The organism is Vibrio sp. B4-6, from assembly GCF_963888245.1.
Taxonomy (GTDB): domain Bacteria; phylum Pseudomonadota; class Gammaproteobacteria; order Enterobacterales; family Vibrionaceae; genus Vibrio; species Vibrio anguillarum.
In genome coordinates, this window is the sequence record NZ_CAWPIM010000066.1 from 1 (window position 1) to 13215 (window position 13215).

The 13215-nt window shown below is 42.4% G+C and carries 12 protein-coding genes and 2 pseudogenes; 7 read left to right on the forward strand and 7 right to left on the reverse strand.

What is annotated here, in order from left to right:
- Nucleotides 1-87: 87 nt before the first annotated feature.
- The 3 genes from AACV20_RS14220 to AACV20_RS14230 form a co-directional block, all read right to left on the reverse strand.
- On the reverse strand, nucleotides 88-618 hold the full coding sequence (locus tag AACV20_RS14220) for a hypothetical protein (RefSeq protein ID WP_249929758.1): 531 nt from the start codon (nucleotides 616-618) through the stop codon (nucleotides 88-90).
- Nucleotides 612-983 (reverse strand): hypothetical protein, encoded by a 372-nt coding sequence (locus AACV20_RS14225; protein WP_249929759.1) that lies wholly within the window; start codon nucleotides 981-983, stop codon nucleotides 612-614. Before AACV20_RS14225 ends, AACV20_RS14220 begins: the two co-directional genes overlap by 7 nt.
- A gap of 512 nt (nucleotides 984-1495) precedes the next feature.
- Nucleotides 1496-2968 carry a hypothetical protein gene (locus AACV20_RS14230; protein ID WP_249929760.1) on the reverse strand — a complete coding sequence of 491 codons (1473 nt, stop codon included), beginning with the start codon at nucleotides 2966-2968 and terminating at the stop codon, nucleotides 1496-1498.
- Between the two features lie 151 nt (nucleotides 2969-3119).
- On the opposite strand from AACV20_RS14230, the pseudogene AACV20_RS14235 reads away from it, so the two are divergent.
- Both AACV20_RS14235 and AACV20_RS14240 read left to right on the forward strand, forming a co-directional pair.
- A pseudogene (locus tag AACV20_RS14235) lies at nucleotides 3120-3347 on the forward strand (thioredoxin domain-containing protein); the annotation flags it as partial.
- 193 nt (nucleotides 3348-3540) lie between these two features.
- Nucleotides 3541-4701 carry an MFS transporter gene (locus AACV20_RS14240; protein WP_212752608.1) on the forward strand — a complete coding sequence of 387 codons (1161 nt, stop codon included), beginning with the start codon at nucleotides 3541-3543 and terminating at the stop codon, nucleotides 4699-4701.
- A gap of 16 nt (nucleotides 4702-4717) precedes the next feature.
- Here AACV20_RS14240 and AACV20_RS14245 read toward each other — a convergent pair whose 3' ends face one another.
- Nucleotides 4718-5122 (reverse strand): nitrous oxide-stimulated promoter family protein, encoded by a 405-nt coding sequence (locus AACV20_RS14245; protein ID WP_202599014.1) that lies wholly within the window; start codon nucleotides 5120-5122, stop codon nucleotides 4718-4720.
- 97 nt (nucleotides 5123-5219) lie between these two features.
- Here AACV20_RS14245 and AACV20_RS14250 point away from each other — a divergent pair, with 97 nt between their 5' ends.
- The gene (locus AACV20_RS14250; RefSeq protein WP_096037060.1) at nucleotides 5220-5420 is read left to right on the forward strand and encodes a DUF2986 domain-containing protein; all 201 of its coding nucleotides are present in this window, start codon (nucleotides 5220-5222) and stop codon (nucleotides 5418-5420) included.
- Here AACV20_RS14250 and AACV20_RS14255 read toward each other — a convergent pair.
- The 3 genes and pseudogenes from AACV20_RS14255 to AACV20_RS14265 form a co-directional block, all read right to left on the reverse strand.
- Nucleotides 5409-5882: a LabA-like NYN domain-containing protein gene (locus AACV20_RS14255; RefSeq protein WP_010319683.1), complete on the reverse strand. Its 474-nt coding sequence runs from the start codon at nucleotides 5880-5882 to the stop codon at nucleotides 5409-5411. The genes AACV20_RS14250 and AACV20_RS14255 overlap by 12 nt on opposite strands.
- 63 nt (nucleotides 5883-5945) lie before the next feature.
- A pseudogene (locus AACV20_RS14260) lies at nucleotides 5946-6047 on the reverse strand (uroporphyrinogen-III C-methyltransferase); the annotation flags it as partial.
- A 92-nt stretch (nucleotides 6048-6139) separates the two neighbouring features.
- Nucleotides 6140-8101, reverse strand: a complete 1962-nt coding sequence (locus tag AACV20_RS14265; protein ID WP_170907513.1) for a methyl-accepting chemotaxis protein — start codon at nucleotides 8099-8101, stop codon at nucleotides 6140-6142.
- Nucleotides 8102-8397: 296 nt separating this feature from the next.
- Here AACV20_RS14265 and AACV20_RS14270 point away from each other — a divergent pair, with 296 nt between their 5' ends.
- The 4 genes from AACV20_RS14270 to betA all read left to right on the forward strand — a co-directional run bounded on the left by AACV20_RS14270 (nucleotide 8398) and on the right by betA (nucleotide 13197).
- Nucleotides 8398-9186 carry a lipase family protein gene (locus tag AACV20_RS14270; protein ID WP_013867930.1) on the forward strand — a complete coding sequence of 263 codons (789 nt, stop codon included), beginning with the start codon at nucleotides 8398-8400 and terminating at the stop codon, nucleotides 9184-9186.
- A 216-nt stretch (nucleotides 9187-9402) separates the two neighbouring features.
- The gene (betI, locus tag AACV20_RS14275; RefSeq protein WP_170907514.1) at nucleotides 9403-9993 is read left to right on the forward strand and encodes a transcriptional regulator BetI; all 591 of its coding nucleotides are present in this window, start codon (nucleotides 9403-9405) and stop codon (nucleotides 9991-9993) included.
- A 24-nt stretch (nucleotides 9994-10017) separates the two neighbouring features.
- On the forward strand, nucleotides 10018-11478 hold the full coding sequence (gene betB, locus AACV20_RS14280; RefSeq protein WP_170907515.1) for a betaine-aldehyde dehydrogenase: 1461 nt from the start codon (nucleotides 10018-10020) through the stop codon (nucleotides 11476-11478).
- Between the two features lie 18 nt (nucleotides 11479-11496).
- Nucleotides 11497-13197 (forward strand): choline dehydrogenase, encoded by a 1701-nt coding sequence (gene betA, locus AACV20_RS14285; RefSeq protein WP_170907516.1) that lies wholly within the window; start codon nucleotides 11497-11499, stop codon nucleotides 13195-13197.
- Nucleotides 13198-13215 lie beyond the last annotated feature (18 nt).

A 13215-nucleotide genomic window follows, 5' to 3' on the forward strand; every position in this document is an offset into this window, starting at 1 on the left:
TTCCGAACGCTGATTTCGGAGTTCGCTTAAAAGTGTTCGGATAATCGCGGAATGTACGTTCGGATTAAACCGAAATAGGTGTTCGGGTCATACCGAAATGGCTGTTCGGAATGCTCCGAAATACGCAGTAAGCTTTAACGCTGCGCTATTAAGTAGAATGACATCAATTAATGTCAGTATGTTTTCAAACATCTTTGAAGCGAAGGATGATGATGTAAGCTTACCACCATTTTCAAGGGGGTTATCACAGGCGATTAGCCAGTATTTAAAAGCATTTAATAGTGGTTGATGTTTCTTGCTTGTTAACCGTTCGCCGTCCTCTAAAATAACATTACACCAACGCACTTCCTTGGCACTTTTTTGATGTTCAAATTTAATTTTAGTGATGTCATCGTAAAAATCAGACTGCCACCAATCGGGTAAGTGGTTATCGGAAAATGGGATACCTGTGTGCAGTTCTGAAACGAGTGACAACACTCGAAAGTCATCTTTTTCGACAGCATAAGACGTAAGCTGTGCGAGTGTGTCTACATGCATACCGTTAAGTAATTGAGGATTATCCAGGATTTCATCCATCAAGTTTTCAATGTACGCATGATTATCAATTGCAACTAACACGAAATGGCCCCTTTAATCACGTTTGTGTTCAGCGGTTTACTTTTGGCTTCATAATACATTTCTTCAATATCATCATCTTCGAAATCACCACGCTCAAAGCGAGACAGTAAGTAGGCAGCACAGTTATACCAGTGCTCAACCAATTCATTTTGAAAATGCACTGTATCTTGCTCAGAATTACTTTTTATAAACTCTTGAATGCTAATTAGAAGCTGAATTAACGGCACGGTTATTGTAAACACGATACTGTCAAAAATAGTTTGTCCTGCATCCGATTTGGCGCTTTCAAACGCCTTAGCGTTTAAGTCAGGAACCTCTTTAATACCATGATTTTCAAGAAACTCTTTTACTTCTTCATAAGACATATTAACGGCATCCAACAAGAACGGAGAGCCCTCCATCGCCTTTATGATTATCGCATTCTGGAACTGTCGAATAACACGTTGAGTAAAAAACTCCATCAGAGGTTTCGGTAGGTACGATTCAAGTATCTGAGTGTTCATTTCTTTATGCCCAAGAGCTTCAGAAACAGCACTTTGTGAGCGAGTTTCGAGATAGATTTGAAGCCCTTTATGGCGACGAATTGCACGATGAATTAGAGAGCTTGAAATTAACTCAATTTCCTCACTCGATAAGCCATCGCCACCTAAAGTTTGATTGTGAGATTCAAAGAAGTCGTTTAATAGCGGTTGATGTGTCTTGTACAGTTGCGACTTTGATGATGGTTTTTTGGCTTGATTAAGTGAACAGGTCAGCAAGAGGAACTTCCAGTTAGGGTTCCCAATGGCTTTAAGTTGCTCTCTCGCTATTGATGTGTGCTCAATAATGAAATCAACAATCGACTTTGAGTATTCATTGAGAATAACGTCCTGCTGCGCTAAGGTTCTCCCTCTGCGGCCCTTTTCACTTGATAAGATGTATTGATCACCTGATTGAAAATATCCGATTTTTTGCCGTGTTCGTCAAACAGTTGAAGTTTTTGAAGCCAGCTAGGTGTAATCTTCGGGTGTTCCATCACAAGAAGCGAGGTTAACGTTAATAAGGTTTCGTTAGTAGGCAAGTTTAGCTCTTTAAGCAATGTGTCAGTATTACCTGAAAAACAGAGGAATTGTTCGTATTGAGCGCCAGTGTATCCATTGATGCCATAGTGCTCGAAGGTGGCAATAGTATTCGCTAGATACGCAGTGCCGATAGCAAAGTCAACCTTTCCTTTACCTCTTCTCCCTACATTACCCGTAAGAGGTTTTACCAATCCTTCCATGCGAAGCGCCTTATTTCTGACTTGCCTCTCTTTGAGCTTTTTAAATTTATTATCGAATGCTTCACGCATGAATATCATCATACGGTTAAGCCGTGCTTCTATGATATTTATCACTTCTTCATCTTTGATATGCAAAGGAATATCAGAAAACCAGATGATTTTTTCAGCTTCACTCGCTTTACCGCCAGTAGAAAAGCTCGGTGGGTTTTTAATGGTTTTTACATCAGGCTTGATAAATGGTTTCAACGGTGCTGGAAATACTTTCGTGTTGATAAATGCAGACTCATATGCATCAATTGAGCTTATAAATGCTCTATTAAAAGTGTATAAATCATTTCCCTTGGCGATACACTGCGACATTTGAATCTGATACGCTTTGTAAAAGGTGGAATGAACATGGCTTGCATTCAGGAGGCTTTCAAAAGATTCAACGGTAGCATAAGCATCAAGCATAGCAACTGATTCTAGCAAGCCAGTTATATCTGACAAGCATCGTTTTAACGTTGTCGTTTTTTGTGTAAGCGCATAATCTTTAAGAGTTTCATTAATTTTTAATGCATATTCACGAGAGTATTTCACATAGATAAAGTCGAGGTTCACGGATGCTGGCTCACGACTCTGAGAAGTGACTGACCAGCCATTTAGATACTCCCGCTTCTCACAATGAACAGGGAGTGCTTGGTATTTATCAATGCAAGCTTGTACGTATTGGTTAATTTTATCGCTTGAGAAACTTTGCTCGGGAAGTTTTAGGTTAACCGCTTTTGCTAGTTCGAAAAATGCATTATAAAGACCTCTAGCTTGGTGACGTTTTGTTACATTCTTTACTTCACTCGATGCATATATAAAACCAATGACAAGATCAACATGCTCTAGCAGCCTATATTTGTTATTGATAAACTCTAGTGGATTGAAGTTATCAGCCCCCTGCGAGTAAACGAAGGCTGAATAAATATTTAAAAGTTGTTCTCTTTTTGTTTCTGGTTTATTTACGTTAGCTATATATATAGCTTCCCTTAATTGAGTTCGATAGGTCGTAGCTAAAACATTCGATAGAAGCGAAAGGTTTGATAAAATTGAAGTGTCCATGTGTGAAACCGACCTTATTTTCTAACTATAGATAACGCTAGCCCTGAGGTGATAAGTTGTCAACAAATGTTACAATTACATTATATATATTTCTTAGAGTTTACAATGTATTGTCAATCACTTGATAAGATATTAGCATCCATTAAAACTATGTGTGGGTTTTGCTCCTGTATTCAGTGATGCTGCGACGGAACGAAAAGGAAACATTCGCTTTATAAAAATTGATACTGAAAGTGAACAAAGCCTCGCCACAAAATTTCAAATTCGCAGCATTCCAACCATTATGGTGTTTAAAAATGGTCAACGAGTCGATATGATCAATGGCGCTTTACCAAAAAATCAATTTGATCAATGGTTAAACCAAGCCATATTGAAATAATCCATCATTATAACCAATAATAAAGTTGGCATTTTTTATCGATTTATGCCAACTTTACTGATCATTTCTCTTGCTTTATTTTCGATTAATAAAATTAATCGTTAAGAACATAATTTTTCGTTTTACCTTTCTCAATATCAGCTCCATATTCGCCGCAAAATATCCCATCAATTCTGGTTTTGAGGCAAAGTCAATGGACAACATCACTGTGAACGCGTCTTCACCTCGCATTTCCGTTCCGGTCATTGCGCTATCGCTTTATGCGATTGCCTCAGGCTATTTAATGAGCCTGATCCCATTGATGTTGCCGCACTACGGGCTTGAGAGCTCATTGGCAAGCTGGCTTGCCAGTGCCTTTTACGCTGGCTTATTGATCGGCGCATTAATCGTTGAACCTGTTGTCAACCGCGTTGGCCACCGAAACGCTTTTGTATGGTGCTTAGCGCTACTCATGTTAACCATTTTTGCCTTACCTGCTCTGCACTATGCCAGTGCTTGGTTAGTGGCACGTTTTGTTGCTGGTATTGCGGTGGCTGGTGTCTTTGTAGTCGTCGAGTCTTGGCTATTGCATGGTGATGAAAAAGGCCGAGCAAAACGCCTTGGTATTTATATGGCGGCGCTTTACGGCGGCACGGCATTGGGCCAATTAGGGATTGGTTATTTAGGCGTATCAGGCGGCGTGCCTTTCATTGCCATCATTACCTTGCTATTAATCGCCAGTGTGGTGCTGATTTATGGCGAATCTGACCAACCGTCAACTCAGCATGCCGTCAGCCTATCACTGAAACAGGTACTCAAACTAAACCATGCCGCCTTGCTCGGTTGCGGAGTTTCAGGGCTCACTTTGGGGGCTATCTACGGTCTAATGCCTGTTGAATTGGAACAACGCGGTATCAGCCATACCGATATTGGCAGCTTAATGGCGCTTGTAGTTTTGGGTGGCATGGCGGTGCAACCTATGGTGCCTTGGCTATCAAAGTTTTTGGGCCGAACACTATTAATGGCACTGTTTTGCTTGATTGGCTCTGCGGCGATTACCATAACCTTGTTCGATTCAACGATGATGATATTAGCTGCCAGCTTGTTTTTTTTAGGCATGGCGACGTTTGCCCTTTACCCAATCGCCATCAACTTAGGTTGTGATAAGCTCGATGCCAATTACATTGTCTCAGCGACACAAGTTATGTTGTTTAGCTACAGTATCGGCTCTGTGGTTGGCCCCGTGATCGCTGATTGGTTTATGCAAAGATCGCAAGGCTTAATGGGTTATCTCTTTATTGCTTTACTGGCGACTTGTATTTATATGTTGGCTTCAAGCCTCAAAACCAAACGCCAGTGGGTGGCGGGGAAATAAGTCGCAGCAAAGCGGATCATATTTTATCGCAAGGCGCACGGTTCAATCGTTGATGGCGATTTGATGCATGCGCCTTTGGTTTTTCTGGTAGTGCACGTTTTTCATGCAGTAGATGGCGGATCGCCAATATAGGGTGAGAGAGCAACATTCTTGGCCCTGCGTAACGCATCACCAATCTCATTTGTTCTTTCGGCTCAGGCTTATAGCAATGAATTGGGCAACGGTTACAGGTGGGTTTATGTTGGCCATAAGGACAGCGATCTAAGCGTACTTGCGCATATTCCAACAAGGTTTTGCAACACGTACAGAGTCCAGATTGACAGCGATGATGGCGCTGACAATAAATGTTCACCATCGCCTCTACGGTGCGAAACTCACTGAGCAGCTCTCCCGTTAAAAGATCGCTATGCATTTTTTCCATTGCCAATAACTCCCATTGAGATCGCAGATAAAAACAAGTATCCTGCGCCACCTTGTTCCTCATGTACCCAAGACTTTGTGTCAAAGAGCAGACGACTATGAACCGCAAAAAGAAAATTAACCAAACACTGCAAAAGCATCTTAAAAAGAAGCATGCCAAGCTGCACGGCAGCAATAAGCCTCGTTATATTTCAAAAGCTGAACGTGAAAAATTAGACGCAGAGCAAGCCGCTTCAACCAGCACGGTAGATACCCAACATAGTGAGATTGTGCCTGTTGAAGGTGAGCTACAACAGTAAGTCTTGCTCGATTGGAACAAACTGGCTGGCGACATCAATAAGGCTTTGAGCCGTCAGCCTTGGTACTCCGTACACTTCTACTTTTTTGTTAAAACGCTGTTTAATCCGCTCGACCAATAGCTCGAAATCACCATCTCCTGATACCAGAACAATCACATCCGCTTGCTCTGCCAGCTCAATCGCATCGAGAGTAATACCGACATCCCAATCCCCTTTTGCACTGCCATCACGACGCTGAATGAAGGGCTTAAGCTGAACCTCAAAACCAATACCGCGCAAAATATGGTGGAACTGGCGCTGCTTAGGATCTTGGCTAGCAATCGCATAGGCATTGGCTTTGATCACCTCTCGCCCTTGAGTGGCTACATACCAAAATTGGTTGTAATCAAAATGCTGGCGGTACTTCTCTTTACAGGTGTAATAGACGTTTTGAACGTCGACAAGAATGGCAACTTTTTCCATGAGCTCTCTTCTCAAATAGAAACAAAAACAGCGGCCTGTTCGCCGCTGCTTTGCAAATTGCGCTTAGTATACGCCAAACCACTTCAATTTGTCGTGCAAGCGAGTCACACTGCCGACCACAATCAAGGCTGGACTTTGTGCTTGTTGCGCTAAAAGGGGTAAATCGTCAAATTACTTTACTATTAATTAATACAATGAACACTGCTTTGATGAAAAAAGTCCGCTCAGTTCCCCAATAAGTATTTGGTAATAGCAGGTTAAAGAGAAACATTAATTGCTTTTTCTAAATCACTAATCCTAGCTACTACATCAAGAGATATAGGTTCAATCTGCTCAAAGATTCGGTCGGCTTCATCGTACTTACCTTGCTCTTTGAGTTCAATCACTTGCTTAATGACACCATGTAATTTTACATGAGGCGGTTCAAGTGCTTTAAAAGCGGAACCTTTACTATACAAACTTTGGCCTTTTCCATAATACCATTTACCAAGAGCACAGCATCGATGGTCGCAAGCTACAGCTTTATCTAAAGCATTATGATCACCATTTAAATAAGATCTAACTTTGGTCTTCCACGCAAGATGAGCATTTTTTATTTCGGTAAAATCTAATTTTTTGGATTTAGATAAAGTGAAATCTGTTAGTTGCGTTTGTAAGTCAATCGCCTGTTGACTCAGAACTTTTGCTTTATCTTGTAGATGATGGGCATTTTCTTCAGTATCTGCGCTTTTTTCGCTAACAACCACTATAGAGCGATTCATATCTTGTACAACTGTTGATTGTTGTTCTGAAGCTGCAGCGATTTGAGTACTCATATCGTTAATATGCGAAACTCTTTCTTTAATTTCGGCAAAGGTATTTCTAGCCTTAGTAACTCCCGCGAAGGCATCTTTAGCGAGTATGTTATTGTTTGATACTCTAGCGGAAGAGCTTTGAACGCCACTCTGTAAATTTTCTAGCATCAACTTAATATCTTCTGTTGCCATTTGAGTTCTTCTTGCAAGGTTACGAACTTCATCTGCAACCACTGCAAATCCTCTACCTTGATCACCAGCTCTGGCCGCTTCTATAGCCGCATTTAATGCGAGTAAATTTGTCTGCTCCGCAATATCGCTGATGGTATTAATAACCTGCCCAATACTTTTACTTTGTTCGGACACTTCTGATATTTGGGAAATAGTAGTGTCAAGCTCTATTAAAAAATTTGAAAGCTTATTTAGACCGTCTTCAATCAATTGATCGCCCTGATCAACATGTTGTTGAGTTTCTAATGTTATTTGTGACGCTTGGGTGGTGCTTTCTGTGACTTCTTGTACTGTAGAAGCCATTTCCGTCATTGCACTTGCTATTTGAGAGGTGTGAGATGACTGTTCTGCCATACTATGCTGCATAGTGTAACTTCCAGACGATACCTTATCCGCGTCTTCAACCACTCGTTGTGCTGTTGACATCACTTGACTCAATATCGCTTTATATCGAGCCTGTAACATCTTCGTTGCTTGCATTAAAATTCCAATTTCATCTTGTCGAGTAAGAGTTATGTTGGAGGATAAATCACCTTCAGATAATTTTCGTAATGTTTCTTCAACCTCTTTAACTGATGCAAAAACTCGAAATCTAAGCACTAACCAATTCGAAATCACAATAAGCATTAAAACAATCGTTGAAATTCCAATAGATAGGTTACCTGCTCCAAATTGTTGTACTGAGATTATGAGACTAAGAATTAGCACTACGAAATTTGTGGCAAACAAATACTGGCTAAATGTAAGTTTTTCAAGCAAAGATGGCTTTGGAAGAGTGAGGCTTTTATTACTATTCATTTTTTTATAAAGAGATTCAGCCTCTACAACTTGTTTTCTTGATGGTTCAGATCTTACCGATTGGATACCAATTAACTGCCCATTTTTTAGTATCGGTGACACAAAAGCATCAACCCAATAATGGTCACCATTTTGACATCGGTTTTTAACAATACCTCGCCATACTTGCCCTTTTTTAACTGTTTCCCATAAACTTTTAAATGCTGCCTCAGGCATGTCTGGATGACGAACCATGTTATGATTACTACCAATTAATTCATCACGACTGAATCCACTTATTGAGATAAAATCATCATTGACGAATTTGATTTTTCCTTTGGTGTCAGTAATGGAAACCAACTCACTTCGCTCATTGAACGAGACTTCTTTTTGCGTAACAGGCCCATTAATCTTCATAGAGCTCTCCATGATAAATCTATGCTTAGTATTCGTGATGTTATTCTTTTTCAAAAGTATAGTTAAAGTTTGAGGTTTTGCTTGAAGTGCTAAACACCGCTAATCCCGAGTATTAAGCCAAACGAATTTTTATATTTGAACTAATTCATTCTTTACTAATTTAAAAAGTCACCAGCTCAAAAATGCCCAGAAACGAGCTAGTAATTGATCAAACTTTATTACCATATGTATCAAGATCATAATAAAGCATTCACATTCAATCGCTACGTTAGCTCAATATCTTCGAGAGCAGCCATGTGAAACCACTTAAACGCTATCAATACGAACGCTATGCCGTGCTGTGCAACCTTGCTTATCCCAGAGTGTTTAGGCAGACACGTTACGGTTTTGACCCGAACGGTCAGCACATCATCCGTAACCAGTTTGGTAAAATCATGATTCGAGTGCTGTGGAGTAAAAACCAAGAAGAGGCCGTGGTCGTCATTAAAGGTTCGCACAGTGTCAGTGATTGGCTTTTGAACTTTGCAATGTGGACACGCAGTTGTCAGCACTTAGGATTGGATTACCGTATTCATGCGGGCTTTTACCATCTCCTGCATCAAGAGAGCCTGCCAACGCGCAACGAAGATAAACTCGGCCTATCGGTTTTACAACGGCTGGAAGCCGTCGTTGTTCCTCTGATCGAGAGCGGCAAACGCATTGCCATCACTGGTCACTCTTCGGGTGGGGCTATTGGGTGTATCTTTGCTGACTACATCGAAAAGAAATACCCAAAATGCATCAAACGCATTGTGACATTCGGCCAACCCGCGATTGGTAATTGGCGTTTTCGTCAACGCTACGCGCTTAGTCACAAAACCTATCGTATCTGTTGTGACCTCGACATCGTCACCTTTATGCCACCCATTCCTTTAATCTATTGGCATGTGGGTAAATTGCTGTGGCTTTACAATGGGCGTATTTACGAAAACACACCAACGTTCATTCGATTAGGCAGGTCTTTATTGAGCTGGCTAGTTCGCCCCTTCTCTTATCACCTCATGAGTAAATACATCCGCAATAAAGATTTCTTCGATGAACGATAGAAGCTAGCACCGAACAAAAAACACGGTGACTTCAAATATTTTTCACACTAAACAATTATGGAAAATTAATTGTAATCAATTGAATTAAAATAATATTTATTATTAACCATGCAAATTCAATGGCAATTATTACGCAAAAATAGATTTGAACTCTAAGCATTATCATGGCATTTTATATTTAACTAATCGTTCAATATAAAATAATCAGGATGAATTATGCCAAAGGTAGGGATGCCAGACATACGCAAACCTCAACTTGTCGCCGCAACAATGACAGTCATTGAACGCGTTGGATTACATGGCGCAAGTATCGCTTTAATCAGCAAAGAAGCAGGTGTCTCGACAGGGATTATCAATCACTACTTTGGCGGCAAGCATGGATTATTGGAAGAGACAATGCGTGTTGTTTTACGTGAGCTTTCAACCACCATCACTCAGCATTTAAACCAACTCCCAAAAGAGGCTCATTACGAACGCATTAATGCCATCGTAACCGGCAATTTCAAAGGGTTCCAAGCGGAAAACCAAGTTGTTAAAACATGGTTAGCGTTTTGGGCTTACTCCATGCACGACGCACAACTAAATCGCCTGCAATACGTCAATGAACAGCGTTTACTTTCTCATCTTAAGATTGAACTCAAGCCGCTGCTCCCATCAGAACAAGTCAACCTCGTGGCTCATGGTATCGCGTCACTGATTGATGGCATTTGGCTACGCGGAGCATTAAACCCCAAAGGAATAGACCCTGCTCAAGCACATTCCATCATTAACGATTACCTCAATAAACAATTAGCGTTTTACGCGTAATAACAACTCACTTCAGGCCTTCAAATGGAAATACAATCGCTTTATATCAACGGAACGCTCCGATCTGCGACTTCAGGAGAACGTTTCGATACCTACAACCCAGCAACAGGTGAAGTGATAGCAACATTGCAGCACGCCAGTGCCAATGACATTGAACAAGCTATCACCTCAGCCAAGCAAGGATTTGCGATATGGTCAAGAATGACCGCAACAGAACGCAGCCGTATTTTGCTAAAAGCAGTAAAAATACTTAGAGAACGAAACGATGAACTTGCTGTACTTGAAGTTCTCGATACTGGTAAGCCGATTCAAGAAGCCAATTGCGTTGATATTGCTACTGGCGCTGACATCATTGAATACTTTGCGAATTTAGCCCCATCGCTTCAAGGCGAGCAACAGCCGATCAATGACCATCAGTTTTTTTATACTCGCCGCGAGCCATTAGGCATCTGCGCGGGCATTGGCGCATGGAATTATCCGATTCAAATCGCGATGTGGAAATCAGCGCCAGCACTGGCTGCCGGCAATGTGATGATTTTCAAGCCCTCAGAGGAAACGCCATTAAGCGCATTAAAACTGGCAGAGATCTTCAGTGAAGCCGGAGTGCCAGACGGCGTCTTTAACGTGGTTCAAGGTGATTACCGCGTAGGTCAAATGCTGACAGCCCACCCTGACATTGCCAAAGTCTCTTTTACCGGTGAATCGGGTACCGGGAAAGCCGTAATGGCAGACAGCGCTCACAGCTTGAAGTCTGTCACTATGGAATTGGGCGGAAAGTCACCGCTCATTATTTTTGATGATGCCAAGCTTGATCAAGCTGTCTCCGCTGCCATGGTGGCAAATTTTTATACCCAAGGCGAAGTGTGTACCCATGGGACGCGTGTTTTTGTACACCACAATATCTACGATGCGTTTGTCGCTCAGCTTAAGCAACGCACCGAAAAATTAGTGATTGGTGATCCTATGGATATCAACACACAGATTGGTGCACTGATCTCCAAGCCTCATTTAAGCAAAGTGCTCACAGCGATTGAGCAAGCCAAAGCTAGCCAAGCAACTTTGCTCACTGGCGGTTATCAAGTTACCGATAACGGCCTAGATAAGGGCAACTTTGTTGCTCCAACCGTTTTCATTGATTGCACTGATGACATGCCGCATGTTGAACAAGAAATCTTTGGCCCTGTAATGTCAGTGCTTAAGTTTAGCGATGAAGACGAAGTGATCGCGCGCGCGAATGACACACAATATGGCTTAGCGGCTGGAGTGTTCACACAGAACCTTTCTCGTGCACACCGAGTAATTCACCAACTTCAAGCCGGGATCTGCTGGATAAATACTTGGGGAGACTCTCCGGCAGAAATGCCTGTTGGTGGTTATAAGCACTCTGGGATTGGCCGTGAAAATGGCATAGAAACCCTTAAGCACTATACCCAAACCAAGAGCATTTTAGTGGAGCTAGATGATTTTGCTAGCCCATATGCTTAATCGTCAAAGGAGCCTTCTATGTTAAATCACTTTGATTACATTATCGTCGGTGCGGGCTCAGCAGGTTGTGTTCTTGCCGATCGCTTAACCGAGTCTGGCGAGCATCAAGTTTTACTGCTCGAAGCAGGTGGTAGCGATAAAAGCATTTTTATTCAAATGCCCACCGCCCTTTCTTACCCGATGAACAGCGAAAAATACGCATGGCAATTTGAAACCGAATCAGAGCCCGATCTTGACGGGCGTCAGTTACATTGCCCACGGGGCAAAGTACTCGGTGGCAGCTCGTCTATTAATGGCATGGTGTACGTTCGTGGCCACGCTTGCGATTTTGATGAATGGGAATCACTGGGCGCTAAAGGTTGGAATTATCAAAATTGTTTACCCTATTTTCGCCGCACTGAATCTTGGATAGGTGGCGATAACGCTTATCGTGGCGGCAACGGACCCGTCGGTACTTGTAATGGTAACGACATGCAATTGAACCCACTTTATCAAGCCTTCATCGATGCGGGCAAAGAAGCCGGTTATCCAGAAACTGACGATTACAATGCTTATCAGCAGGAAGGTTTCGGACCAATGCATATGACGGTAGATTCTGGAGTTCGCGCCTCAACGTCCAATGCCTATTTACGCCGCGCGATGAAGCGCCCGAACCTCACCGTAAAAACAGGAATTGTGGCACATAAGATCTTGATTGAAGAGCAAAAGGCCATCGGCGTTGAGTTTGAAAAATCAGGCAAGATCCAACAAGCGTTTTGCTTGCGAGAAGTGATCTCAAGTGCTGGTTCTATTGGCTCCCCTCAACTTTTGCAACTTTCAGGTATTGGCCCTAAAGCGCTGCTTGAACAAGTTGGTGTGAAACTGAAGCAAGACCTGCCTGGCGTGGGTGAAAACTTACAAGATCATTTAGAGATCTATTTTCAATACCACTGCAAACAGCCGATCACACTAAACAGTAAACTCGGTTTAATCAGCAAGGGGCTTATCGGCACTGAATGGATCTTAACTCGTAAAGGATTAGGGGCAACCAACCACTTCGAATCGTGCGCGTTTATTCGCTCTCGCGCAGGGCTCAAATGGCCAAATATTCAATACCACTTTTTACCTGCTGCGATGCGGTACGACGGCCAAGCGGCCTTTGATGGTCACGGCTTCCAAGTTCACGTGGGGCCCAATAAGCCAGAAAGCCGAGGACAAGTACAAATTGTCTCTCGCGATCCAACGGTTTCACCCTCTATCGCATTTAATTACCTATCAACCGAACAAGATCGTCAAGATTGGCGCGATTGCATTCGTCTCACCCGCGAAATTCTAGCGCAACCAGCATTGGATAGTTATCGGGGTGAAGAAATTCAACCGGGGGAAGAGATCCAAAGAGATGACGATATTGATTCATGGGTCAAACAGAATGTGGAAAGCGCTTATCACCCCTCTTGCAGCTGCAAAATGGGCGCAGATGACGACCCAATGGCCGTGGTGAATGACCAATGCCAAGTGCGCGGAATTCAAGCTTTACGCGTGGTGGATTCCTCGATATTCCCAAGCATTCCCAACGGGAACCTGAATGCGCCAACCATCATGGTCGCAGAGCGCGCCGCCGATCTTATTTTAGGCAAACCGCTATTAGCCAGTACTGAAGCTCCAGTATGGATTGCACCAGACTGGCAAACCAAACAAAGAATAAAACCACCAATGAGAAAGCCGGACGCTTACTCATAAAATTTATAAAGTCAGTCA